Origin of the sequence: Ornithinibacillus xuwenensis (genome assembly GCF_039614845.1) — a bacterium.
Lineage (GTDB): Bacteria > Bacillota > Bacilli > Bacillales > Amphibacillaceae > Ornithinibacillus > Ornithinibacillus xuwenensis.
In genome coordinates this window covers 134,048-157,287 of record NZ_JBDIML010000004.1, presented here as the reverse complement: position 1 = coordinate 157,287, position 23,240 = coordinate 134,048, and the positions used below count along the sequence as shown (strand labels likewise).

General features: G+C 38.3%; 21 protein-coding genes. 8 read left to right on the top strand and 13 right to left on the bottom strand.

Annotated features, from left to right (window positions below):
- Positions 1 to 73: 73 nt before the first annotated feature.
- Positions 74 to 238, bottom strand: coding sequence for a glycine zipper domain-containing protein (locus ABC228_RS13485; RefSeq protein ID WP_345825669.1), 165 nt, complete (start codon positions 236 to 238; stop codon positions 74 to 76).
- Positions 239 to 311: 73 nt separating this feature from the next.
- Positions 312 to 968, bottom strand: coding sequence for an N-acetylmuramoyl-L-alanine amidase (locus ABC228_RS13480; RefSeq protein ID WP_345825668.1), 657 nt, complete (start codon positions 966 to 968; stop codon positions 312 to 314).
- A gap of 133 nt (positions 969 to 1,101) precedes the next feature.
- On the opposite strand from ABC228_RS13480, the gene ABC228_RS13475 reads away from it, so the two are divergent.
- The 3 genes from ABC228_RS13475 (at position 1,102) to ABC228_RS13465 (ending at position 4,478) form a co-directional block, all read left to right on the top strand.
- On the top strand, positions 1,102 to 1,566 hold the full coding sequence (locus ABC228_RS13475) for a helix-hairpin-helix domain-containing protein (RefSeq protein ID WP_345825667.1): 465 nt from the start codon (positions 1,102 to 1,104) through the stop codon (positions 1,564 to 1,566).
- A gap of 116 nt (positions 1,567 to 1,682) precedes the next feature.
- Positions 1,683 to 2,555 (top strand): AAA family ATPase, encoded by an 873-nt coding sequence (locus ABC228_RS13470; protein WP_345825666.1) that lies wholly within the window; start codon positions 1,683 to 1,685, stop codon positions 2,553 to 2,555.
- 15 nt (positions 2,556 to 2,570) lie between these two features.
- Complete coding sequence (locus ABC228_RS13465) at positions 2,571 to 4,478, top strand: vWA domain-containing protein (RefSeq protein ID WP_345825665.1); 1,908 nt, start codon at positions 2,571 to 2,573, stop codon at positions 4,476 to 4,478.
- 52 nt (positions 4,479 to 4,530) lie between these two features.
- Here ABC228_RS13465 and pdxR read toward each other — a convergent pair whose 3' ends face one another.
- A complete protein-coding gene (pdxR, locus tag ABC228_RS13460) occupies positions 4,531 to 5,931 on the bottom strand; it encodes a MocR-like pyridoxine biosynthesis transcription factor PdxR (protein WP_345825664.1) in 1,401 nt (466 codons plus the stop codon).
- A gap of 135 nt (positions 5,932 to 6,066) precedes the next feature.
- Between pdxR and pdxS the strand changes: the two genes are divergently transcribed.
- Positions 6,067 to 6,945 (top strand): pyridoxal 5'-phosphate synthase lyase subunit PdxS, encoded by an 879-nt coding sequence (gene pdxS, locus ABC228_RS13455; protein WP_345825793.1) that lies wholly within the window; start codon positions 6,067 to 6,069, stop codon positions 6,943 to 6,945.
- Positions 6,946 to 6,992: 47 nt separating this feature from the next.
- Positions 6,993 to 7,589, top strand: a complete 597-nt coding sequence (gene pdxT, locus ABC228_RS13450; protein ID WP_345825663.1) for a pyridoxal 5'-phosphate synthase glutaminase subunit PdxT — start codon at positions 6,993 to 6,995, stop codon at positions 7,587 to 7,589.
- Positions 7,590 to 7,818: 229 nt separating this feature from the next.
- Here the strand turns inward: pdxT and ABC228_RS13445 are convergent, their stop codons facing one another.
- The 3 genes from ABC228_RS13445 to ABC228_RS13435 form a co-directional block, all read right to left on the bottom strand.
- Positions 7,819 to 9,843, bottom strand: a complete 2,025-nt coding sequence (locus ABC228_RS13445; protein WP_345825662.1) for an iron ABC transporter permease — start codon at positions 9,841 to 9,843, stop codon at positions 7,819 to 7,821.
- A gap of 4 nt (positions 9,844 to 9,847) precedes the next feature.
- Positions 9,848 to 10,852, bottom strand: a complete 1,005-nt coding sequence (locus tag ABC228_RS13440) for an ABC transporter substrate-binding protein (protein ID WP_345825661.1) — start codon at positions 10,850 to 10,852, stop codon at positions 9,848 to 9,850.
- 326 nt (positions 10,853 to 11,178) lie between these two features.
- Positions 11,179 to 12,006: an ABC transporter ATP-binding protein gene (locus ABC228_RS13435; RefSeq protein WP_345825660.1), complete on the bottom strand. Its 828-nt coding sequence runs from the start codon at positions 12,004 to 12,006 to the stop codon at positions 11,179 to 11,181.
- Positions 12,007 to 12,274: 268 nt separating this feature from the next.
- Here ABC228_RS13435 and ABC228_RS13430 point away from each other — a divergent pair, with 268 nt between their 5' ends.
- Positions 12,275 to 13,879, top strand: a complete 1,605-nt coding sequence (locus ABC228_RS13430) for an amidohydrolase (protein WP_345825659.1) — start codon at positions 12,275 to 12,277, stop codon at positions 13,877 to 13,879.
- Positions 13,880 to 13,958: 79 nt separating this feature from the next.
- On the opposite strand, the gene ABC228_RS13425 is transcribed toward ABC228_RS13430, so the two are convergent.
- Positions 13,959 to 14,693, bottom strand: a complete 735-nt coding sequence (locus ABC228_RS13425) for a sulfite exporter TauE/SafE family protein (protein ID WP_345825658.1) — start codon at positions 14,691 to 14,693, stop codon at positions 13,959 to 13,961.
- Positions 14,694 to 15,212: 519 nt separating this feature from the next.
- Positions 15,213 to 17,255 carry a catalase gene (locus tag ABC228_RS13420; RefSeq protein ID WP_345825657.1) on the bottom strand — a complete coding sequence of 681 codons (2,043 nt, stop codon included), beginning with the start codon at positions 17,253 to 17,255 and terminating at the stop codon, positions 15,213 to 15,215.
- A gap of 117 nt (positions 17,256 to 17,372) precedes the next feature.
- Between ABC228_RS13420 and ABC228_RS13415 the strand changes: the two genes are divergently transcribed.
- Positions 17,373 to 17,564, top strand: coding sequence for a YbxH family protein (locus ABC228_RS13415; RefSeq protein WP_345825656.1), 192 nt, complete (start codon positions 17,373 to 17,375; stop codon positions 17,562 to 17,564).
- A 196-nt stretch (positions 17,565 to 17,760) separates the two neighbouring features.
- On the opposite strand, the gene ABC228_RS13410 is transcribed toward ABC228_RS13415, so the two are convergent.
- Positions 17,761 to 17,949 carry a DUF2187 family protein gene (locus ABC228_RS13410; RefSeq protein ID WP_345825655.1) on the bottom strand — a complete coding sequence of 63 codons (189 nt, stop codon included), beginning with the start codon at positions 17,947 to 17,949 and terminating at the stop codon, positions 17,761 to 17,763.
- A 235-nt stretch (positions 17,950 to 18,184) separates the two neighbouring features.
- A complete protein-coding gene (locus tag ABC228_RS13405) occupies positions 18,185 to 18,790 on the bottom strand; it encodes a cadmium resistance transporter (protein WP_345825654.1) in 606 nt (201 codons plus the stop codon).
- A 100-nt stretch (positions 18,791 to 18,890) separates the two neighbouring features.
- Between ABC228_RS13405 and cysK the strand changes: the two genes are divergently transcribed.
- Positions 18,891 to 19,814 (top strand): cysteine synthase A, encoded by a 924-nt coding sequence (cysK, locus tag ABC228_RS13400; RefSeq protein WP_345825653.1) that lies wholly within the window; start codon positions 18,891 to 18,893, stop codon positions 19,812 to 19,814.
- 47 nt (positions 19,815 to 19,861) lie between these two features.
- Here cysK and clpP read toward each other — a convergent pair whose 3' ends face one another.
- From clpP to ABC228_RS13385, 3 genes are all read right to left on the bottom strand, one after another.
- Complete coding sequence (gene clpP / locus ABC228_RS13395; protein ID WP_345825652.1) at positions 19,862 to 20,437, bottom strand: ATP-dependent Clp endopeptidase proteolytic subunit ClpP; 576 nt, start codon at positions 20,435 to 20,437, stop codon at positions 19,862 to 19,864.
- A 16-nt stretch (positions 20,438 to 20,453) separates the two neighbouring features.
- Positions 20,454 to 21,137, bottom strand: coding sequence for an RNA polymerase sigma factor (locus ABC228_RS13390; protein WP_345825651.1), 684 nt, complete (start codon positions 21,135 to 21,137; stop codon positions 20,454 to 20,456).
- Positions 21,138 to 21,396: 259 nt separating this feature from the next.
- Positions 21,397 to 23,202: a M3 family oligoendopeptidase gene (locus ABC228_RS13385; RefSeq protein ID WP_345825650.1), complete on the bottom strand. Its 1,806-nt coding sequence runs from the start codon at positions 23,200 to 23,202 to the stop codon at positions 21,397 to 21,399.
- Between the last annotated feature and the right edge of the window lie 38 nt (positions 23,203 to 23,240).

Genomic DNA, 23,240 nt, shown 5'->3' with positions numbered 1-23,240 from the left:
TAACGCGTCTGAAATCCTTAAACATAAAATTCCCATTGGTGGTTACTGGCAAATAACGTTAGCACATCCATCATTAATATTTTTTATTTTTATTTGGAACTGTTATTCCTGCACCAATGGCAACTCCGATACCCATGCCCAGAGCAAAATTATCAAATACCAAGCCATAGACCACACCTAATGCAATTCCAATCGCCATTCCATTACTGGAGAAATTCTTCTTCCTCTTTTCACACACGACATAACCCCCGTAAATAGTTGCTACTCACTAGTACGTATATCGCTTGACTTAAGTTTCATTTAGCTAAATATTAATAGCCTATTTTTCCCCAGTCAAACAACTCCCCTGGGTCAACCTTTCTTCCTGCTGCATAATCCTCATGCCCGATTACATGAAATCTACTTTGAGAGATAGTAGGATAGCGATGATATAGCTGCTGTAGGAGCTTAGAAAGTGCTGTATATTGCTGCTCGGTGTACCCAATAGCCGCTGGATCAAGTGCATCATAAGTTGTCTCTGTTATCATGGTGACCATTTCTTCTTTTGTTCCAATTGCCATTAATTCAATTCCAATGGAATATTCATTCATCATATGTTCAAAGAAAGGTAAATCGGGAAGACTGCTCTTTCCAGCATGGTAGGCTACACGGTTCTCTGAAACAAGCTGAAATATTTCCCCATCACGATCGATTAAATAATGAGATGATAACCCCTCTTTGTAGAATAGATCGTAAATATCCACAACACGATACGGACAGTCCGGTTTCTGATAAACATTACTTATGAAATGAAGCATAATATGTGTTATCGGAAAGCTTCTAGGCTTTGAATTAGCTTCTGGTAACAAGAGTTTTTTTATTTCCATGTTATCTTCCTGAATATCGATCGCTTCTGTTTCAATCTCCGAAATAAAGGAAATAACACTAATAATCACTGACATCAATAGTAGTAGAAAAACTTGCTTCATATGCAATCTCCTTTAAGTCTTCATGATAGTTAGCCTTATCCAAAACGAAAAATTCATGAACGAGATTAGCTTTCTTGTTGCAGAGCGTATATGCTTATATAATCATTACTAAAGTGTATAGGAGGCGTATACGATGAAAGTACCAAAACTGCCTTTAACATTAGAAGAAAAAGCAAGGCTGAGGAAGAAAAAAATTACATTAGCGGACATAACATCACTTTCAACAAATCAATTGCGTGACACTATTGGCAGCTCCATACAACGGGCTATAAAACTAAAAGGACTAGCGGAATTTCAACAAGTACCATCGATTGGCCAAAAATTAGCAGAAAAACTAGTATACGAGCTAGAAGTTTTTTCGCTTGCAGCTATAAGAGAGGAAGATGGTGCAAGGTTATTCGATGCTTTAGAGATTAAGCTTGGAGTTTGGACCGACCCATGTGTGGAAGATCAAATACGTTGTGTGATACATTTTGCGAATTATCCTGATAGCAAGCGCCAATGGTTTGATTTTACAAACGAACGGAAAATCTATCGAGAAACATATGGCTATCCCAATACAAGACCAACAAAGGCATGGTTTGAAGAATCAAGCTAAAGGCGCATGAATTTAGCTTGGTTTTTTTTATAGATTTTATCATGAATACACCAATGAGTTTCCTTTGTGATTCCATATAAAAAGGATTACAATGTTTTACGAAAGGAGTTACCAACATGACTGTAAACTATTCATTACCCGATTCCATTACGGAGATTTTAAAACAAAATCAGAACCATACAGATTCATTCCAGGAGTTAATTCGTCAAGGTGGTTTCATGCCGCCTAACATGGATTTATTAATAGATGCCATTACCGCTTTAAGTATGGGTAAGAACGTTTTATTAAAAGGACCGACAGGCGCTGGAAAAACAAAATTTGCAGAAACACTATCAAGTTTATTTAACCAACCAATGTTTAGTGTAAACTGCTCCGTTGATTTGGATGCAGAAAGCCTACTTGGATTTAAGACACTATCATACGAAGGAGAAAAACAAGTCATAACCTTTATGCCAGGACCTGTCATCAATGCGATGAAGCATGGAACCTTTCTCTATATTGACGAGGTAAACATGGCAAAGCCAGAGACATTACCACTTATTAATGGTGTTCTGGATTATCGCAGAACCATAACCAATCCATTTACGAATGAAGTGATTACCGCAAAGGGTGGATTTGGTGTAATTGCTGCCATAAATGAAGGATACATTGGTACTGTCCCTCTAAACGAAGCATTAAAAAATCGTTTTATCGTGTTAGAGGTTCCTTATATAGAAGGTGACCAGTTAAAACGCTTAATTCAAGCAAATACAAGGTTGGACGATGAAAAAACAATTAAATTATTCGTTCAATTATCTACCGATCTTATTCAAGCAGTATCTCAAGGTAAATTAGCAGAGGATGCGGCTTCGATCCGAGCATTATTAGATGCTTGTGATTTAAGTATGTTGATACCACCAAAACGCGCAATTCTACGTGCAATTGTTGATAAATTAGATGAAGAAAGAGAAAAAGAGTTTGTTAAAAATCTGGCCGAGACACTTTTCTAGATAGGAGAATGTTAGATGCAACGCTTTAATGATTCAAGGGTGGATACACACCTGTTTTTACAGCTTCAAGATCTAGCTACTGTCTTGTCTGGTAATCCAGAAATAAAATTCGAATATAATTACGGTTCACTAATAGACCTAATCGACTTTAAGCTTACTGCAAGCCGTTTTTGGGATAATACTCCAGAAGCAGTCAAAGAACCTGGCTTAAAAACAGATGTTTACTTACGGGCTATCGGGACGTTAAGGTATTCCACCATACCTGAAATGAAGGAGTTTGTAGAAAATATACATGAAATAACAATTCCTAAATTTGCCTATCAACTCTTTGGTTTGTTGGAAGATATACGACTCGAAGAAATTATTAAACAAGAACGTCCAGGTACAAAAAAAGCCTTTGTGATACGAACCGAAGCATATGAGCATTACTTTCAGTCCCAGCTAGCCGTAAATGCTACAAGAGGGTTTCCATTAGATGAATTATTTTGTTTGATTTACTTACAATTAGTCTCCAATCGCCCAGATCCTATTTTCCCAAAGGCTACTGCTTCTCAATTACAGCAATTAGAAGAATTAAAGCCACTTCTTTACAGTGTATTTGAAGCAAAAACCACGGCAGCTATTACGAGGATTACCGAGCAAATTGTATTTCGCCTAAGTAATTACAAGGATACACTCAATGAATATTTCATTTTTCCAATTAGCCATCTCGAAAAATACGAAAAAAACACTTTATTTGATGAGCTTACACGGACAGATGCATTAGCAAATGATGATTTCGAGGAAGTAGATCAAGAGGAAAGTGAACTTTTTGATGAGAAGTTTTCTACATGGCATCGCGAGAATAAAAATGAAAACAAAAAGCAGAATTTCCTTCAATTCGAACTCGAACAAGGGACGAAAACAAGTATAATGGGTGGCGGAGCACGTGAAACCGAAGATGGTGATCAGGCAATGGCCTCCATCCAAGGATCATCCGGTCAGAGTAAGCAAAATGATTATTCAGAGAACGAAGCCTTGGAAAAAGATGAATCACCAAGTGGAGGCAATCAATCCAGTGAATACGGTGAAGAAAATAAAAATGCTGTCAAAATCGATTTAGAAGCAAACGAATCCACAAAAGAGGATATATTGGCTTATCAAGAGCTGGTAATGGATATTGAGCCATTTAAACGAAAGCTAGCAATTACAATTGAAAAAACAATTGAGCATAAAAAAAATGAGCCAAGGCAGGACTTAGTTTTCGGAAGACTATCCAAAAAACTATTGCCAATCGTACTTGATGAAAATCCAAGAGTCTTTTATAAGAAAAATGAGGAATCCAAGCAATTCGATGCCGCGTTCACCCTTCTTGTGGATTGCTCTGCTTCCATGCATAACAAAATGGACGAAACAAAACGAGGCATTGTGCTTTTCCATGAAGTTTTAACCCATTTAAAAATCCCACATTCGATTATTGGATTTTGGGAGGACGCGAATGAAGTAAAGGAAAATTACCAGCCAAATTACTTTCACCGAATTCATGCCTTTACCGATTCCTTCTACAGGAGTAACGGGCCTAAAATCATGCAGCTAGAACCACAGGAGGATAACCGAGACGGCTTTAGTATACGCGTGGTAACAAAGGAATTGGAAGCCCGAAGAGAAAAGAACAAGTTCTTACTTGTGTTCTCTGATGGAGAACCGGCCGCTGCAAATTATGACCAAAACGGCACTATCGATACCAATATTGCTGTGTCAGATGCACGAAAAAAGGGTATTGATGTCATTGGCATGTTTTTAGCAAATGGAGAAATTGATGAACGAGAAGATATCACCATGCAAAATATATACGGGAGAGAACGTGTGATGATACCAAGTGTGTCAGAGCTCCCCGAGCATTTTGCACCGCTATTAAAAAAATTGTTACTAAAAACCCTATAAAAAAAATGCAAGGAGCATCCCTTGCATTTTTAAAATTTGGTAGAAACGACCGTTAAGCGATTTCCCAGCTTCTTAATAAACGTTTTATGGAGACTTCTAATTCTGCTTCAGCTATCCCAGCAAACCCTAGAATGATTCTAGGTGGCGATTCATATTTACTCTCCATGAGGTACGTAGAGATAGGATAGATGGTAATGTTAGCATCCTCCGCTCTTTGCACAAGTTCTTCTTCACCCATACCATTTTTCACCTCAAGCACAACATGGAATCCTGACAAGTCACCTATAATATCAATTTCCTTTGGATGCATTCGAATTTGCTCTAACGTCTTCTCCATTTTCCTACGATATATCTTCCGCATTCGGTTTAGATGCTTTTCAAATTCTCCTTCTTTCATAAATTGAGCTAGAATATGTTGATCTATTCTAGAAACTGTGCATTGAAAAAAAGAAAGCTCCTTTTGATAGCGCTCCATCAAGGGTTTTGGAAGGACCATATAGCTAATACGAATGGATGGAATGAGCGACTTTGAAAATGTCCCAAGGTAAATGACATTATCACTTTGATCCATACTTTGTAAGGAAGGAATGGATTTCCCGCTATACCGAAATTCACTATCATAGTCATCTTCAATTATATAACGTTCCGACTTACTAGTAGCCCAGTTCAATAATTTCACTCTTCTATTTGCAGAAAGTACGGAACCATAAGGGAAATGATGTGAAGGTGTCACATAGACAACGTCAATATTCCCATCTTCAATCGATTCAACCTTTACTCCTCTTTCATCCACTTCTAACGGATAAACATCATTTGAATAGTTCTTAAGAATTCGTGAAATAACATGGTACCCAGGATCCTCGACTCCGTAAGTGACGTTTTTCCCTAGAAGAAGTATAAGCTGCTGAAGTAATGTTTCAATTCCGGCACCCAATATGATTTCATCAGGAGAACAATGGACACCTCTTGCTTGGTAAAGATAATCCCTGATTTCTTCTCGTAACACATACTCCCCTTGCCTGTCTCCCATTAAAAGCAAGGAATGATTTTGACGGTCAATGATATTTCTCGCAAGCTTCCGCCATTTTGCAAATGGAAAATTCTCTGTATCAATCCAACTTGGGTGAAAATTATATTGGACGTCTTCTTGTGAATCAATGGATTGTTTTTGCATTCGATTTGTTGTATGAACATACTCTAAGTCCTCATACGTCAATACAAAATATCCCTTTCGAGGAATTCCTTCTACATAGCCCTCTGCTACTAATTGTTCATAGGCAGTTTCCACTGTATTTTGACTGACCTTAAGAAATTCCGCAAGCTTCCGTTTAGACGGCAACTTTGTTCCATACGGAATCCGGCCATCCATAATTTCATTTTTTATATAAGCGTATAGCTGTTCATATAGCGGTATATTACTAGTACGATTTAAATCACAGGATAGCATCTCCATACAGTACCCCTCTTCCCTGACATCATTAAATTCTATAAAACTGACACTTTTAACAATGCCAACTACTATTTATAATAAATTAAAATTGATTTTAATCAACTAATTTTATTGATAGGGGTGTTTGGTTTGGATAAAATGCTAGGAACAGAAACCGTAAAACGAGGTATGGCGCAAATGCAAAAGGGTGGCGTCATTATGGATGTTGTAAATGCTGAGCAAGCAAAAATTGCTGAAGCCTCTGGTGCAGTTGCTGTAATGGCTCTAGAACGAGTTCCTTCTGACATTCGTGCTGCTGGTGGAGTCGCTAGAATGGCTGACCCACGTATAGTGGAAGAGGTTATGAACGCTGTATCGATTCCTGTAATGGCAAAAGCGCGTATCGGACACATTGTAGAAGCACGTGTATTGGAAGCAATGGGTGTTGACTACATTGATGAAAGTGAAGTACTTACTCCTGCTGATGAGGAATTCCATCTATTAAAAAGTGACTTTACCGTTCCGTTTGTTTGTGGATGTCGTGATTTAGGAGAAGCAGCAAGACGAATTGGAGAAGGTGCATCCATGCTACGTACAAAAGGAGAGCCTGGGACAGGAAATATTGTAGAAGCTGTCCGTCATATGCGTAAGGTTCAAGCTCAGGTGCGTAAGGTTACCATGATGAGTGATGATGAGTTAATGACCGAAGCTAAAATTCTAGGAGCACCGTATGAAATCTTGAGACAAATTAAAGAAGCTGGTAAATTACCAGTGGTAAACTTTGCTGCCGGCGGAGTTGCTACCCCTGCAGATGCAGCACTTATGATGGAGTTAGGAGCCGATGGTGTTTTCGTTGGTTCTGGAATTTTTAAATCAGAGAGCCCAGAAAAGTTTGCAAGTGCGATTGTGCAAGCAACTACTTATTATAATGACTATGAACTAATTGGGAAGCTTTCGAAGGAACTTGGAACAGCGATGAAGGGAATCGACATCTCAAAACTAAGTCTAGAAGAAAGAATGCAGGAACGCGGCTGGTAGTTCCACCAACGTTTGGTGGCAACAACCATATGGAAGGACGTGTGAAAATGAGTAATCTAACAATTGGTGTTCTGGGGCTACAAGGTGCAGTTGCAGAGCATATAAAGCAGGTCGAAGCACTTGGCTGTAACGGCCTGATCGTAAAACGGCCAGAACAGCTTGCATTTATCGATGGTCTAATTCTTCCGGGTGGCGAAAGTACAACCATGCGAAAGCTCATCGACCGCTATGGTTTTTTTGAACCCTTAATTGAATTTAGTAATGAGAAAAAGCCTATATTTGGAACATGTGCTGGAATGGTTCTTGTTGCGAATAAACTATCTGAATCGAAGGAGGCACATCTAGGCCTTATGAATGTTTGCGTAAAACGGAATGCTTTTGGTAGACAAAGAGATAGCTTTGAGGCTGCACTGGAAGTGAAAGGTATCGAAACGCCTTATTCCGCTGTCTTCATTCGAGCGCCATATATCGAGTCAGCTGGTGAAGAGGTTGAGATTCTTGCTCAATATAATGGCAATATTGTTGCTGCTAAGCAAGGGAATATCCTGGCGAGTGCATTTCACCCAGAACTTACGGCAGACACTAGATTCCTTCAGTTATTTATTGAAATGGTTAAAGAATCAGCGAAAACCACTGCTTTATAATGATGGGCTAGACCCTTTTGGGTTTAGCTTATTTTTTTAGTTTTAAAAATTCATTCATCTACCATCTCATCGCGTTAATTTAAACAACCTTTATCTTTGCCTATCAATTTATATCCACACTTCCATAAGTTCCTTACTATTTTTCCGCTAGTAGTCTTCCCCTTTATATATTGCTATATAAAAGAGCAGCGATACGACTGTATCACTGCTCTCTAACTAACCTGCTCTATTATGCTCTTGTCTTCATTAACCATAAAAAGTACGGTGCTCCAATAATGGCTACCAATATACCTGATGGGATCTCATTAGGTGCTAATAGGGTGCGACTGAACACATCAGCAATCAATAAAAGTAATCCGCCAACCAATGCGGTAACCGGTAATAATCGTTGACTTGATGGCCCAACTAGTAATCTGGAGAAATGAGGTGCTATTAAACCAACGAATCCTATCGTACCAACAGCAGCGACACTGAATGCAGCCAAGACGGTAGCGAAGAATGCTAATTCAAAGCGAGTGGACATTACCTTCACGCCTAATCCCTTCGCCGTATCATCTCCAAAAGATAATATGTCCATTCCTCTTAGTCTCACAATTAAAATTGGAAAAACAATGACAACTGGCCAAATTAAATATTGAAATAACTCAGACCAACCACGTGCATAGGTGGAACCAGATAACCAGGTTAAGGCAGATGCAACAGCCATGTCTGCTTGTACAACCAATATCTGTATGATAGCAGAACCAAGCGCAGAAATTCCTACACCTAATAAAGCTAATATCGTCGGCTGAAATTTAGCTCGTATCGCAAATATCATGACCAGTAAAAAGAATAGGAAAGCACCGATAATCGCACCAATGGGAATCCATACGGCAGATACTCCGAATGCGAACATTGTCATTAACGCTCCTACTCCAGCACCTGATGTAATTCCAATCACGGAAGGATCAGCCAGAGGGTTACGTAAAACACCTTGAAATATTAAACCACTTACTGCTAATACCATTCCCGCAAGTAAAGCAACCATCGCTCTAGGTAAGCGAATGTCTAGGATCATATTCTTTAAAAATTCATTACCCTCTCCAAAAAAGGCCTGCCAGGTTACAATTGGCTCAAATCCATAATTTCCGGATGCTAAACTAATAGCCAATACCATAACAATGGATAAAGTAAGTATTCCAACAATTACACCAAGCGGATAATTAGACTGACTTTTCCCAGCAATTACGGATGTATTTTCATCTCCATATTTTGCTTTATTCATTCGCAAAACCAAATAAATTAACCAAGGAGCACCAATTAATGCAGTAATTGCTCCAACTGGTAATTCTGAAAATGATGGATCGATTATTCTCGCTAATATATCAGCAACTAACAGGACATTGCCACCCCAGATGAAGGAAGCTATTAAAAGCGTTAAATGCTTACGAAACCCTAGTAATTTAATAATATGAGGTGCAACGAGCCCTACAAATCCAATTGGTCCTACAACACTTACCGTAACAGATGTTAATAAGACAGCAATAATAACCGTACTTAGCTTAATAATTGCTACATTTTGGCCCAAAGATGTTGCGACATCATCCCCTAATGAGAGTGTATTTAATGGATTCGCCATCACGATAAGAAGCACGAATCCAACTAATACGATTGGGAGTGCAAATTGTACGCCAGACCAATCATTCTGTACAAGTGTCCCAGATCCCCATAAAAACAAACCAGCTGTTTCGTTTTCATAGAATATCTGTAGAACACTTGTAAGAGATGAAAATAACAGAGAAACAATCATTCCCGCTAACACCATGCGTACTGGTGTCGCTTTATTACCACCAGACAAAATAAAAACGATAAAATAAGTGATGATTCCACCTAAAAAAGCGATTATTATCCCATTCCCCATCAGTGTAGCCGGAAAGAAAACGGTACTAAGCACGACCGCAAAATACGTACCCGAGTGAATCCCTAACGTACTAGCAGATGCCAAGGGGTTTCGTGTTACACTCTGCAGTATCACACCGGCAACAGCTAATGCACCACCAGCAATAATACCCATCACAGCTCTTGGAAGTCTTAATCCTCGTATCGTATGATGCTCGATAATATCCTGTGGTTGAAATATCGCATCCATCACAGTACGAAGCGGAATCGAAATGCTCCCTTGATTGATATGGATTAGTGTTAAAATACATAAAAGTGCGGTTCCACCACCAAAGGTAAGAACCGCTTTTATAGATTTTTGCATTGTTACATTCATTTCATCACTCATTTACCATAGAGTTAACAAGTTGTTCTGTTAAAACCTCTGCAGATAATACACCACCAAATGTCCAAGTATTTCCTGGGAGTGCATGTGTATTCCCGTTTTTCACAAAGGTTAAGTTTTCCCATACAGGATTACCCTTTAGTTGATTTTCGAAAATATTATCCTCTTCTTGAACGATGTAGAGGAATTGTAAATCTTCATCTTGGAAATTTTGAAGTGCCTCTACCGTCACTTCACTATAACCATACACTTCAACTTTATCAGATTGATAAGCATTTTCAAATCCTAAATTACTCATAATTTTTCCAACCATTGAATTATCGGTAAATAGACGAATTACTGGTGTGTTTTGATTTGAGTATGCTTGTGTTGCTGCATAGGTTGTGCTTTCAATATTAGCATCAGCTACACGTTGTTTTTGTTCTTCTGTAAATGCTTCTAAATCAGCAAGTGCTTCTTTCGCTTCTGCTTCTTTGTCCACAATTTTTGCAATTGTATTAAACTCGTTAATCATGTTTTCGTAATGATCCTGTACTGCTTCTTCCCCATATGGTGCAAATGTTACGACTGGTGCAATACCCTCTAAGCTATCAATGTATTGCTCATGACGAAAATCAACCGCAATAATTAGATCTGGATTCAATCTAGATATTGCTTCCAGATTTGGTTCCTGGCGGGTTCCAACGTCCTCAACAGACGCATCAAACTCTTCCTCAATATTTACCCATTGATGGAATCCATCCATATCGGCTACTCCTACTGGTTGAATACCAAGCGCAAGTAGATTTTCTGCATACGTCCATTCCAGAACAACAATGCGTTCGGGCGTTCCTTCAATTGTTTGTTCCCCATAAACATCTTCTATTGTTACTGTTCTACCATCAGTATTTGTATCAGCCGAATCTTTTCCTTTTTCAGTATCGTTGGAATCACTATCAGAACCACATGCTGCTAATACTAAAACCAATGTAAAAATTAATAAAGTCCATATTTTCTTCATCCTAATCTCTCCTCCGTTTGATCTGCTTTACCCTTCAATACTGCTTTCAATTAGGATTGCGACTAGCTAACGTCTATCCCGTTAAATCCTTTCTCTCATGAGAGAAATAACGATCTGCTCGATGCTACCTTACATCCTAAAGCGGTTACAACAACCCTGACTTTATGTAGATTTTTTAAAACTTATCATCACAAGGTGAATTCATTTTAAAACCACCCTATAAATGATAATGATTCTCAATTCCATTTATAATTATAGAGCATCTAGTTAATTTGTCAATCACATTTAATGATTCCGGTAAATGAAAAAAAGCCCACTAGCGGGCTTTATACTTTCTTTCTATTAATGTTGGAGCTAGGTGGCAGTATTTGACGTCCCTTGCCATGCGGAATACACATAGGCGTTCCGTAGATTGGATCAAATAATACATCACATTTTAAATTGAATACTTGCTCGACCAAATCACAGGTCACAATTTCCTCTGGTCTGCCCTGTGCGCTAACTTGTTTATCTTGTATAGCAATTATATGGTGTGCATATCGACATGCTAAATTTAAATCATGTAAAACCATTACAATGGTACGGCCGTCTTTTTCATTAAGATTATATAATAAATCCAATACATCAATCTGATGGGTCATATCCAAGTAAGTGGTCGGCTCATCTAATAGCATGATATCTGTTTCCTGTGCTAATGTCATCGCAATCCAAGCACGTTGTCGTTGTCCACCGGATAAAGAATCTACTGTCTGATCCTTTAGGTCAATCGTATTTGTTAATTCAAGTGCCTCTTGAACCGCCTCATCATCTTTTGGAGACCACTGCTTAATAAACCCACGATGAGGATGTCTTCCCTGCTTCACAAGTTCTAAAACTGTTAATCCTTCTGGAGAAATCGGGCTTTGTGGTAAAATAGATAGCTTCTTGGCAACCTGCTTCGTTTTCATCTTCGCAATATCCTGGCCATCTAAAATTACGCCACCGCTTTTTGGCTTTAATAATCTTGCCATGGATCGTAATAGTGTGGATTTCCCACAACCATTTGCCCCAATTAAAACGGTAATTTCTCCTTTAGGAATGGTTATATTTAAGTCATCTATTATAATTTTATCCCCGTAACTAACTTTTAAATCCTTTGTAGATAATGTCTGCATTGGATTCTCTCCTCTACATCATTAGCATCATAACTGCTTATTAATGATTTCTTTATACTTATTCTGCCAATAAAAAATATCTATATGACGATATAGATATTTTTCTAACCAATACCTCTAGTGTATTGGGTTTTAGCCCAATAGTCAATGATAATCATTTTCATTTAAATGATCAACGATTCCTTACCTTTACATTTTATATTACAATAAAGGTATTGAATTACAGGAAGGCTATTTAACTCATAATTATTCTAAAAGGAGAACATTTATGTCCTTATCACCAGATATAATCATCACTAGTAATGCTGTTTTCACAGGTACGTCAACACACCCAAAACCTGCTGCAATTCTAATAGCCAAGAATAAAATTATAAAAGTAATGGAAAAAGAACGTTATACACCTTACTTGACTGAGAATACACAAGTATTGGATTTTGGTGACAAATTAGTCCTGCCTGGTTTTCATGACTTTCATATTCACTTACTTTTAGGCAGTATGCTAACGAATAGTGTGCAGCTTCATGATGCCAAATCTGCTGAAGAAGTTGCTAATCTTGTGTATCAATATGCAGTAGAAAATCCTGAACTCCCTTTTATTATTGGTAGTGGCTGGGATAATAATGCTTGGGAATTAAAAGAGACTGTTCACAAAAAATACTTAGATGATGTTTTATCAGATCGTCCAGTCATCTTATATCAGGCAGAATTTCATAGTGTATGGGTTAACTCCGCCTCACTTGAGCTAGCAGGAATCAATCAGCAAACCCAAAACCCTGAGTTTGGTGAAGTAATTAAGGATGCTAACGGAGAACCTACAGGACTTCTACTTGAACATGCTGTCGGACTAGTTACGAAGGCAATTCCATTAGATGTAACCATGAAGGAACAGCTCTTAAGACAGTTTTTGCAAGAGGCAGCCAAATATGGTGTTACCTCTACTCATGACCTATTACGTTTACCCGAAATGAGCACAGAAGAAGCTGCTATTTACTCAAAGTTTGAAAATAGTGGTGAGCTAACAGCTAGAATTCATTTTGTTGCACCTCTTAACGGTGATATTAGTGAGGCAAAACGATTAAGGGAAACATACCAATCCAATATGGTTCAATTTAGTGGGTTTAAGCAATTTATCGATGGTGTCATCACGAGTTACACTGCCTATCTAGAGGAACCTTATTCTAATAAACCAGCGATACGTGGTGAAACTGTTTATCCTGCTGAACTCATAAAAGAATGGACAATTGAAGCTGACCGTGAAGGATTTCGAGTTCGTTTTCATTGTATCGGTGATGGCGCTGTGAAACTCGCTCTCGACACATTTGAAGAAGCACGAAAAGTAAATGGCGAACGTGATAGCAGACATGCAATTGAGCATATTGAAATGATTCTGCAAGATGATATTGAGCGACTTAGTCACTTAGGTGTACTAGCATCGATTCAACCGGAGCATATTAATGGCTCCTCCTATGAGGTTTTTGAAGAATTAATAGGCTCTGATCGAATGAAGCGATACATGCTTCAAAAAACATTACAGGATGCTGGAGCAACTTTAGTTTATGGAAGTGATTATCCCGTAGTTGGTCTCAATCCGTTACATGGGATTTACCGTGCAGTCACTCGTTTAGACGATGATGAGATTGTATGGCATACGAAAGAAAAAATTACGCTAGGTGAAGCCTTAAAAGCTTACACAATTGCATCTGCCTATGGTTCTTTTAGGGAAGACGAATTAGGGACATTGGAAGAAGGGAAGCTTGCTGATATCATAACCCTAGACCGTAACCTTTTCGCTGTTCCAAAAGAGGAAATTAAAGATGCAAGCGTACTTTTCACCATGGTTGATGGAATAATTGTATATGATGAGTATAGCTAACCAAAAGCCAGTTCTATATAGGAGCTGGCTTTATGGTTTGCGTACTTCTCGGCAATAGTACTTTCTCTATGCTTTCCATTTATAACACATTTTCAACGAATACTTGGATAATAATGGCCAATGTTACGATTCGTAATATCGGTTTTATATAATTGGGTTTAAGCTTGGCTGCAATCCGAACTCCAATCTGCGCGCCAATTACTGATCCACAAAGCAATGCAATTGTAAGCCCCCAAATTACTTTTCCAGATACAATATACATCATTGCTGCACCGACACAGCTAGAAAAGGTAGCTAGTCGAACATAAGCAACTGCACGAATATAATCTATTTTTAAATAAGCAAAGAGATAAAACATTAATGTTCCTTGTCCTGGACCAAAAAGCCCATCATAAATACCAATACCATAAAGACCAGGAATACTTACCTTACTTGGCTGCAAAGCATGTTTACCAGCAAAATCTCGTTTTCCAATCACAGATGTCACAAATGCAAAAAGTAATAAAATGATAGCGATGACATACAAATGCTGTTCAGAAATTAAAGACGCGATAAATCCACCGCTAAGCCCTCCACATAGACTTACTGGAATAATCCAATAGCATTCTTTTAAAGCAATTTTCTTTTGTCGATACAAATGAAGGAAGCTTGAAAATGAACTAACGGTATTCGAAACCTTATTTGCTCCAATTGCTGAATGAACTGGCATACCTAACAGTAACATCATTGGTAGACTGATTAATCCACCACCACCTGCTAACGTTCCTAATGTTGTGGCAATGATACCAGTAATAAAGATAATGATATACTCCATTCGAAACACCTCCCGCCACTAGTATATTCCTATTATGATATAAGCGAAAATACTAATATATTATCTAACTCAATAATTAATTATTATCACCGTTTAAAATGACGATGTTACTGTTGAAAGCGCAGTTCGTCTTGGGATGAGAAAATACGTGTTGGACCAGCTTTAGGAGTTGAGTCTGCTGAATTAGCGGGCTTTAACCTGGAAATTTTGAGGCTAGAAGCTGATAATAGTAACTTACCAACAGCTATGGGCTTTGCAAGAATAGCCTTTGCTCCTCTAGCATTGTTACGAGCTAGTATGCTTCAATACCTTGAAAAGCAAAGAAAATTATTAATGGCGTTGTTTCAACCAAAAGAAAAGAAGTTGGCGTACCAACTCCTTTTAACGACTTATTAGTTAGCTTAGTGAACAAGGCAGAATATGAAAAACGGTCCCCACGTTTGATGAAAATATTCATTTCTTTCAAGAATTACTGAAATAAGTTAGGAGCGAAATGCTTAACACGCATTTCGCTATTTTTTACACCACTTGCCTTTCCCAGTGTCGGTGTTTGGCTAATGACTTCATAAAATCCATCGCAAACCAATCCATATTGTCACCAATTAACACGCCAGGCTTATGAACAAACTGATTAATCTCTAGCCATTTCTTCCCTTCATGTGTAGCACCAATTGTCTTCTGATGGTTAAAGGCTTCATCTAGAAAATAAGCCGTTTCCTTATTAAATTTCATACTGTTGTCACTACCACGAACCATATAAACCGCATCAAATAATACGGAATCTGCTGTTAATAAATTTTCAGTTGCCTCAAGTTTGATTCCATTTGTGCCCGTTACGACACCAATATTTTCACTTATTATTACTGGAACAAGTCCATTTGCTTTCCAACTATCTAATACCCGCTTCACTTCAGGTCCATTAAAACCCTCTGTTAAGATGACAGCTACTCTTCTTGTCTTTGGAGTCATTTCCGTGTTTAACTGACTAAGCGCAGGAGAAGACTTTGTTACAGGAGAGCCACCGTGATGAGGTGGTGTAACTCCAACATTTCTAGCAACCGCTTGTGCCAAACCTAAATTAACATTTGCAAACATATCCACGACCTGCTGCCTTACAGATTTACTTTTTACCTTCCCTACTTCAAAGCTGAATGCGTCCATAATATGCTGCTTTTCAGGAGCGCTCATGCTGTTCCAAAACAATGTTGCTTGTGAGAAATGGTCTTTAAAGCTTTCACTTCTCGCTCGAACCTTTCTCCCTTCTACCTTCTCCTGATAACTCATATACCCACCTTCAGCTGGACTTGCTGGCGCTGGTGTATTTCCAGCTAAGGAGTTGCGGTGATAATTCACTTTTCCAACATTAATGGTCTGGCGTCCAAAACCATCACGTTGATTATTATGAAATGGGCAAACTGGTCGATTGATTGGAAGTTCATGAAAGTTGGGGCCACCAAGTCTGATTAATTGGGTATCGGTATAGGAAAATAATCTAGCTTGTAAAAGTGGATCATTGGTAAAATCAATCCCAGGTACCACATGCCCTGGATGAAAGGCAACTTGTTCAGTCTCTGCAAAAAAGTTATCCACGTTTCGATTTAAGGTCATTTTTCCAATCAATTTTACCGGTACATCTTCTTCTGGCCAAAGCTTCGTTGCATCCAAAATATCAAAATCAAATTTGAATTCATCCGATTCATTAATAATTTGAACACCTAATTCAAACTCGGGATAATCCCCTCTTTCAATTGCATTCCAAAGGTCATTCCGATGAAAATCTGGGTCAATCCCCATTAGCTTTTGAGACTCCTCCCATAGCAATGAATGAGTACCAAGCGTCGGTTTCCAATGAAATTTCACAAAAAATGCTTCTCTACGCTCATTTACAAATCGGAAGGTGTGAACACCAAACCCCTCCATCATTCGAAAGCTTCGTGGAATCGCTCGGTCAGACATTATCCACATAATCATATGGGCGGACTCTTGATTATTTGCGACAAAATCCCAAAAATTATCATGCGCGGTAGCCGCTTGGGGAATATCGTTGTGGGGTTCAGGTTTAAATGCGTGAACAACGTCTGGAAACTTGATTCCGTCTTGGATAAAAAACACTGGAATATTATTGGCGACTAAATCATAATTTCCTTCCTCTGTATAAAATTTTGTCGCAAAGCCGCGGGCATCTCGTGCCGTATCTCCAGAGCCCTTCGAACCATTTACCGTTGAAAATCGAACAAATACTGGTGTTTTTTTAGAAGTATTGGTAAATAGCTTTGCTTTCGTATAGCGTTCCATGCTTTCATACAACTGAAACTCGCCATGTGCAGCAAAGCCGCGGGCATGAACTACTCTCTCCGGAATTCGTTCATGATCAAAATGAGTCATCTTTTCGCGAAAATGAAAATCTTCCATCAGTGTAGGACCACGTTCTCCTGCTTTTAAAGAGAATTCATCCTCCGACATTTTCAGTCCTTGATTGGTTGTTAAGTATTTTCCTTTATCCTTTACCCGAAATATCTCTAGCTGTTCATCCTTTTCATTATGATCTCGTTTATCCGACATCCTCATTACCTCCTCCATTCATAAATATGAAGATTTAGCATTATTTATCCTATGAATTGTTTTGGACAAACTAGTGAAATACTAAAACAATCTGGACTGATAAGGAGTGGAAAAGAATTGGGTGCGATTGAACGTAGTGGATATCGTTTTGAACCAGAATTTAGTGTAATTGAGCAAAACGGTGCAATTCATGTCTATCATAATGGGGAATTTGTAGATGAAATTACGTTTTCCTTTCATGGAGAATACCCGGAAAATGATCAAATCGAGCAGCTTGTTGACAACTATTGTGTGAAGCATGAGCTGTAAGATTGGTGGAGATTATTTTATCAGCGAATAACTATTTTTATCAGCGCTTCTTACTGATTTATCAGCGGCCCCAAGCGATATATCAGCGAATAGCAGAATTTATCAGCGCGAACACCATTTTTATCAGCGTATAGCGTATTCCTATAACCAAAAAAAGTCCACTTCCTTTCGAAATGGACTTTTTTCAAGTTATACATTAAATTTGCTTATAATTCTTATGATTAATTACGGTTTTTATTGGCTCATCACGCTCAACATTACGTCCTAGTTCAACGATAACCGAATTCTCTCTTACAATTAAAACCTTTCCTTTTTTCCCTTTGTAATCACCATTGGTGATTTGAATCATATCGCCTTCATTCGCTTTTACTATGCTTTCTGCCATGTCTCAATTCTCCTTTTAGTTGCTAGTTCTATTGTTACCAGTATTACACTTCATATATGTAAGAAATCAAAAAAGCTTGTAAAAGTTTACAAGCCTACAGGAACTAAATCCAATCGTTCTTACTATAAAGTCAAATACTTATATAATAAACAATTTACTACAATACTATTATTTACTTCCAATAACACATTATAGCATAAGAAAATGGAACACTGTTGCTATATGCATCACCCATTTACAGAAAGAAAGTAAGGATATCCGAAATTGTGTGTTGTTCTATCAGTATATGAACACCTATACCAATAAAAAGGATTGGGACAATAAACCGCTGATACTTTTCAAGTTTGTGGGGAATCATTCCAAATGCTGCTAGCTTCCTACAAATGCTACTCCAAATCGGAATCATGATGATAAACGTAATGGATGCAAGAATAACTTCTGTTGACACTAATGACGAAAAATAAGGGATGTAAATTGCTAGCTCTTCTGCACCACCAGCAATCGCAAGGATTATGACCCTTATCACGACATTACTAAATAATGCCGTTTTGTTAAATAGCCTTTCTTCATCGTCATCATCCTCCCCAATGAATAACGCCATAACCCCGAGCACAATTGGGATGAATCCTAAAAGACCAATCCACTTCCCTGTGAATTGTGCTATCCCATAAACTCCTAACAATACAAGACACAGTACAACACTCATTCCAATCTGCTGTCCAATATAAACATTTCTTACATCTTGATCGCTTTTCGTAAGCGAAAACAATAAGATTAACATAATCATTTCATCTAAACCAGTTGCAATAAATGTGATAATTGTCATGAAAACAGTACCCAATTCAATTTCTCCTTTTATGTACGGAAGCATGGTACAATAATAAAAAAATATGCGGACAAATACTACTTGTCCTCTATTATATTAAGAAAGTTGGATAAACATGAAGGTAGTTGAAAATATATCCGAATTAATTGGTGAAACACCTATTGTAAAATTAAATAATGTTGTTCCAGATCAAGCTGCAGAGGTCTATGTAAAATTAGAAATGTTTAACCCTAGTAAGAGTGTTAAAGACCGTGCTGCATTTAATATGATAAAGGTTGCTGAGGAGAAGGGGCTAATTAAACCAGGTGATACTATCATTGAGCCTACGAGCGGGAACACTGGTATTGGTTTAGCAATGAATGCAGCAGCTAGAGGCTATAAAGCCATTTTAGTGATGCCTGATAATAGTACGATGGAACGACGGAATATTTTAAAGGCATATGGTGCAGACGTTGTCCTTACACCAAGTGAGGAAAAGATGCCCGGATGCATCAAAAAAGCATTAGAACTACAAAAACAAATACCGGGTAGCTTCATCCCACAGCAGTTTGAAAATCATGCAAACCCAGATATTCACCGTACTACAACAGCACTGGAGATATTAGAGCAAATGGATAATAGCCTTGATGCTTTCGTATGCACGGCAGGAACCGGAGGAACAGTTACTGGTACTGGTGAAGCACTAAAAGAAAAGCTCCCAAACATCCACATAGCCGTTGTCGAGCCAAAAGGATCACCAGTCTTATCTGGTGGAAAGCCCGGAAAGCATAAGCTAGTTGGGACTAGTCCAGGATTTGTTCCAAACATCCTCAATACCAGCATCTATAATGAAATCATTCAAATTGAAGATGAAGATGCATTAGCCATGCTTCGAAAACTTGCGCATGAGGAAGGAATATTTATCGGACCATCCGGTGCCGCGGCAGTATTTGCAGCAATTCAAGTAGCTAAGAAATTAGGAAAAGGAAAGAAAATTGTCTGTATTGCACCTGACACAGGAGAACGATACCTAAGTATGAATTTGTTTGGTAATGAATAACGATATGGAGGAAGGACACAAAAAATAGCTTTTGTGCCCTTCCTCTTTTAATTGACAATCTTATCAATAATCCCATATTCAAGAGCCTCATTTGCACTCATAAAATAATCACGGTCCGTGTCATTTGCTACTTTTTCCATTGGTTGATTGGTACGATCTGCAATTATTTCATTGATATGCTTCCTTAGCTTTAGAATTCTCTTTGCTGAAATTTCTATTTCAGTTGCCTGACCCTTTGCGCCTCCAATTGGTTGATGAATCATGATTTCACTATTGGGAAGTGCATAGCGTTTGCCCTTTGTTCCTGCTAGTAATAGTAGTGCTCCAAAGGATGCAGCCATCCCGGTACAAATCGTATTAATATCTGGTTTAATATGCTCCATCGTATCAAAAATAGCGAAGCCAGCTGACGTTGAGCCTCCTGGGCTATTAATATAAATTGAAATATCTTTTTCGGAGTTGTCAGCCTCCAGAAATAATAACTGTGCAACAACACTATTCGCTACCTGATCATTTATTTCATCCCCAATAATGACAATGCGGTCCTTCAATAGACGAGAATAAATATCATAGGAACGTTCACCACGATCTGATTGTTCAATTACATATGGAATCGTATTCAATATAACTCCTCCTTCTTTAAGCTGCTATACAAGAAAGGTTGAGAGGTGAACCAGATTGCTTTTGCTTAACCAGCTGTGGAGTTTGCACCAACGAAGGAATCCTTGTTATACAATCAATCAATACAGTAGGATCTTCCGCTTGAAGGGCTTTGTAAAGGGTTGTAGATAGCATCTCCCGTTCCTCTATACTCAGGTAGTCATCTATCATTCGAAGTGAGGATTCCTTTTGCAATCGTTTCTTCGCTCGATGGAGTAAGGATTTGACAGCCATCTCCGTCGTATCCATCAGATCTGCAATCTCCACTATTTGAAATCGAAACGCTTCTTTCATCACCAAGATTACAGCCTGCTTCGGGGTCAACTTATTCAATAAAAGCTTCACAGTATCCAAGAGTTCATCATGCTGTGGTGTATCCTTTACCAGTTCCTCTTCAAGCACCCCTAATACTTCGTTTTTTCTTTTTCTAATAACGTCAATCCATTGATGATAGGCGATTTTTTTCAAAAGGGCTGCATTCAATTCCGAGACACCATAATACTGAATCGCCTTCAAGACAGTTTCCTGAACCAAGTCATCTGCTTCGCATTTGTTTTGCGCAAGAAAAAAGGAATACTTTTGAAGTCCTACGTACAGTTGATTTAACTTCTCTTCCGTTAGCTGAATCTCATCATCGGTAAACAAGCTTCCTCTGCTAATCAATTTGTTGTTCACTCCTTTTAAAACCTCTCTTATCCGCTATAACGGCTTAAGGAAAGGAAAAGATACGGGTAAATAAATATAGTTTTAACCATTTATAAATTTATCTTATCCATTTATATGCAAAAGTGAAAACGAAATGTTGAAAGCTAAATTGGTTCTCGTGCAGTTGATATAAGAACAATTAACAATTCGTTGCTATTCAACCTAAAAAATAATGCTTGCCACCTTATTCAAGATGGACAAGCATTATGTTTAGTGATTAGCGTACTTCATTTGTTAAACGGATGAATTCTTCCACGTCTTTTTTCATTAATTGAATTCCTGCTGCCCAGAAATCTTGTTTGGTTAAATCTACTCCTAGATGCTTTTCAGCTAGTTCTTCCACTTTCATAGAGCCCGTGTCTTGTAATAAGGCAATATACTTATCCTCAAAGCCCTCAGGTTTCTTTAAATATTCCGCATAGATACCTAGGCTAAATAAGTAACCGAATGTATACGGGAAGTTATAGAAAGGAACACTGTCCATAAAGAAGTGCAGCTTACTACACCAAAAATGTGGATGATAGCTAGAAAGACTGTCTCCATAAGCTTCCTTCTGCGCTTGAACCATTAATTCATTCAAACGTTTCTCAGATACAATCCCTTTCGCGCGCTCCTCATAAAAAGAGTTTTCGAATAAGAATCGTGCGTGAATATTTAAGAACATTGCTGTTGCATTTTCTATTTTCGAATTTAATAGTCCTATCTTTTCTTCCTTCGATTTAGCATTTGCCACTGTTGCATTCCCAATAATGGTTTCAGCAAAGGTACTAGCTGTTTCAGCAACATTCATCGCATAACGGCGATTTAATGTCGGTAGATCCTTCAACACATGACTATGAAATGCATGGCCTAGTTCATGTGCTAAAGTACTCGTATCACTAGGTGAACCGGTAAATGTCATAAAGATTCGTGATTCTCCAAACTCCGGAAGACCAGTACAATATCCACCAGGACGTTTATTGGAGCGATCCTCTGCCTCGACCCAGCGATTTTCAAGGGCGTGCTTAGAAAAGTCAGCTAGCTTCGGACCAAAGGAAGCAAAATTTTCAATGACAAAATCACATGCTTCATCATATGTAAAGCGAGTTGGCTTCACATCTCCTAATGCCACTGGAGCATCTACATCCTGCCAGCCTAACTTTTCCATTCCAAAAAGACTAGCCTTTTGGCTTAGGAAATCAATAAACGGCTGTTTATTATTCGCAACTGCTGACCACATTGCATCAAGTGTTTCTCCAGTCATGCGGTTGTACTCTAATGGTTCATCTAAATGTCCGTTGCGACCATGTGCGTTTTGCAAGGTGATTCGGTAGCCATCTAGATGATTAATGGTATCCGCAAATATTGGCGCATATTTCGTCCATGCCGCTTCCCAATTTTCGAAAAGCTGCTTACGTACTTCTGGATCTGGATCTGAATACATCCGGTTCATTGCTTGTCCAACTGATAACGCTGTTGCTTTACCATCTTGGTCGGTAAATGGAATGGTCATAATGGAAACAACCGTATCATACAATTTACTCCATGCTGCTAAACCGTCTTTATTTAATTCCGCAATCAGTTTCTCTTCTTCTTCTGATAGAAGGCGCTTTCCTTGATCACGAATTTCATTTAATGCAAAAGCAGTTTCATTTAACGCTTTGTCCTCTAATAGTTTCTGCCATTCTGTGTTAGGAATAGCGACAAGTTTTTTCGTAAAGGTGTTTGAAAGCTTTTGACCTTCACTGAACAAATCCATAATCTGCCCCATCACAACATTGGCATGTTCATCATTCATGTAAGCATCATGCCACATTTGCACAAATGTCGCAGATTGTCCTAAGCCTTTTCCTATTGTTTCTTGTTTTTCCAGAATCATCTTAAAAGGTGCTGCAGATACAGCTTTATCACTCTTCCATTCCTCTAATAAACGCTTATAGTCTTTAAGTTCTTCTCGTATTGTCGCTAGCTTTGTTTGTAATTCCTCAGACTTTGTACCTCCAGGAAAAATAGCCTCTAAATCCCAAGTATCCACATATTTCATTTACTTCACTCTCCCTTTTTCTATAGTATAAAGAAATT

Excerpts from the sequence above, each read along its gene's own strand:
- ABC228_RS13475 (WP_345825667.1), top strand. The coding sequence starts at position 1,102 with ATGAAAGTACCAAAACTGCCTTTAACATTAGAAGAAAAAGCAAGGCTG.
- cysK (WP_345825653.1), top strand. The coding sequence starts at position 18,891 with ATGAAGGTAGTTGAAAATATATCCGAATTAATTGGTGAAACACCTATT.
- ABC228_RS13420 (WP_345825657.1), bottom strand. The coding sequence starts at position 17,255 with ATGTCGGATAAACGAGATCATAATGAAAAGGATGAACAGCTAGAGATA.
- ABC228_RS13430 (WP_345825659.1), top strand. The coding sequence starts at position 12,275 with ATGTCCTTATCACCAGATATAATCATCACTAGTAATGCTGTTTTCACA.
- ABC228_RS13385 (WP_345825650.1), bottom strand. The coding sequence starts at position 23,202 with ATGAAATATGTGGATACTTGGGATTTAGAGGCTATTTTTCCTGGAGGT.
- pdxR (WP_345825664.1), bottom strand. The coding sequence starts at position 5,931 with ATGGAGATGCTATCCTGTGATTTAAATCGTACTAGTAATATACCGCTA.
- pdxT (WP_345825663.1), top strand. The coding sequence starts at position 6,993 with ATGAGTAATCTAACAATTGGTGTTCTGGGGCTACAAGGTGCAGTTGCA.
- ABC228_RS13440 (WP_345825661.1), bottom strand. The coding sequence starts at position 10,852 with ATGAAGAAAATATGGACTTTATTAATTTTTACATTGGTTTTAGTATTA.
- ABC228_RS13480 (WP_345825668.1), bottom strand. The coding sequence starts at position 968 with ATGAAGCAAGTTTTTCTACTACTATTGATGTCAGTGATTATTAGTGTT.
- ABC228_RS13470 (WP_345825666.1), top strand. The coding sequence starts at position 1,683 with ATGACTGTAAACTATTCATTACCCGATTCCATTACGGAGATTTTAAAA.
- pdxS (WP_345825793.1), top strand. The coding sequence starts at position 6,067 with ATGCTAGGAACAGAAACCGTAAAACGAGGTATGGCGCAAATGCAAAAG.
- ABC228_RS13445 (WP_345825662.1), bottom strand. The coding sequence starts at position 9,843 with ATGAATGTAACAATGCAAAAATCTATAAAAGCGGTTCTTACCTTTGGT.
- ABC228_RS13435 (WP_345825660.1), bottom strand. The coding sequence starts at position 12,006 with ATGCAGACATTATCTACAAAGGATTTAAAAGTTAGTTACGGGGATAAA.
- ABC228_RS13410 (WP_345825655.1), bottom strand. The coding sequence starts at position 17,949 with ATGGCAGAAAGCATAGTAAAAGCGAATGAAGGCGATATGATTCAAATC.
- ABC228_RS13425 (WP_345825658.1), bottom strand. The coding sequence starts at position 14,693 with ATGGAGTATATCATTATCTTTATTACTGGTATCATTGCCACAACATTA.
- ABC228_RS13465 (WP_345825665.1), top strand. The coding sequence starts at position 2,571 with ATGCAACGCTTTAATGATTCAAGGGTGGATACACACCTGTTTTTACAG.